The following is a 1,694-nucleotide window of genomic DNA, read 5'->3' as shown; positions in this document are numbered from 1 at the left end:
GGGCGCGACCGGGCCGCGGCCGACGACCGGGCCGGGCGCGGAGCGGCTGAGGTAGCGGCGCGCCCGGACCACGTCGACGATCATCGCGGGGGTATGCCGGGCGACCCGGAACGTGCCACCGGGGATCTCCGCCCAGCGGACCGGGACCTCGGCGATGCGGTAGCCGATCGAGCGCGCGATCGACAGCACCTCGACGTCGAATCCGAATCCGGTCGAGCGGGCCAGGCTGAACAGCAGCTTCGCCTCCGGGCCGCGGAACGCCTTGAACCCGCACTGGGTGTCGGCGACGTCGAGGCTCGCCAGCGACCGGGTGATCTGGTTGAAGGCCCAGCTGCCCACCCGCCGACCGTTGGTGCGCACCGCCCCGCCGCCGATGCGGCGTGAACCGAGCGCGATCTCGGCGTGCTCGAGCGCGGCCAGCAGCAGCGGGAGATCCCTGGCGTCCGAGGCGCCGTCGGCGTCGACGAAGACGATCGACGCACCGCGTGAGACGGACACCCCGGCGCGCACCGCGGCACCCTTGCCGGAGTTCCACGGCAGCCGCAGAACGCGACCGCCGGGCAACTCGGCGAGGTGCTCCTCGGCGACCGCGCAGGTGCCGTCGGTACTGCCGTCATCAACGACGATCACTTCGGCGCCGGGAATCCCCCGCATGACCGACACCAACGAAGGCAGCGAACCAGGCAGGCGCATCGCCTCGTTGTAGGCAGGGATGACGACGCTCACAGGCACGCTGTCCAAGAGTCAACTCCTAGGCTTCGACGGCGGAACCGGTGACTAGACGCCGGCCAGGGCGTAGCGAATGGTGACAGCCGGTCGAGACGCATGCAGTTTCAGGCGATTGAAGGCGGGTGTCAATGTATGTCGACCAAAGTCTGCCCGATGACCTTCACTCCCCGCCGTGCCGGACGGCCACCTATGGGCCATGCGTTGGGTTTTCGGCGGATCCGCCGGCGGCGCCCAGCATACGTACACCCGCCCGCATCCGTCTCGGTGGGTCCCGCGGACCTGGCCATGGCCCTTCGGCGATCATTTTGCCGACCCGCCCACGCGGCGCGACGGTCAGTCATCCGACAAATCACCAGATGTCTACAGTCCATCAATAAAAGAACAACAAGAAAAATTCCGAACGAGTCCGGATCACCGACGGGCGCGACTTTCGGATCAGCCTGGTCCGCAGGAGATCCGCGGGTGGGATCAATGCCTGGCGCGCCTCGTCCGCACCCGCCGTCGGCCCGCGGAGCCCGGCGGGAATCCGAACGCCGCCGGCAGCGGCCACATTACGTAGAAAGACGCCACCACACCAATGGGCTGCACTGCGTCACCAATGTGTGTGCATCGCGGCGGCGCGGATCGCTGGGACAATCTATGATCACAGAGTCGAGTTCAGCGGGCCGGCACCTCCAGGTGATGATCGGGGGCCACATGACGCGCACCGACCGACCGGCACGCCCACGCCAGCGCCCCCGCCCCGCCGGCGACAGTGACGCCCAGTTACGAGGCCTGGTCGGCGCCGGGCCGACCCGGTTGCCCTCCGTCAGCGCGATGCGCGCCCGGGACGTCGACCGGCCGACCGAAGCGGATCTCGCCGAGGCCGACCGGACCCTCGTCCTGCGACGCGGCCAGCGCCTCCCACCGCCCGCCGCGGCCGGACGAGCCGCCGGGGCAGCCGACGAAGCGCCCGTGACCCCACC

Annotated in this window: 2 protein-coding genes; one reads left to right on the top strand and one right to left on the bottom strand. The window is 70.0% G+C overall.

The window, feature by feature from the left end; genetic code table 11:
• On the bottom strand, window positions 1-741 hold a 741-nt coding region (locus MXD58_RS27100), incomplete at its 3' end, for a dolichyl-phosphate beta-glucosyltransferase (protein ID WP_250610733.1).
• Between the two features lie 684 nt (window positions 742-1,425).
• On the opposite strand from MXD58_RS27100, the gene MXD58_RS27095 reads away from it, so the two are divergent.
• Window positions 1,426-1,694: hypothetical protein (locus tag MXD58_RS27095; protein ID WP_250610731.1), on the top strand; the 269-nt coding region annotated here is incomplete at its 3' end.

This window comes from Frankia sp. AgKG'84/4 (genome assembly GCF_023242965.2).
GTDB lineage: Bacteria > Actinomycetota > Actinomycetes > Frankiales > Frankiaceae > Frankia.
This window is presented reverse-complemented; position numbering and strand designations above follow the sequence as displayed.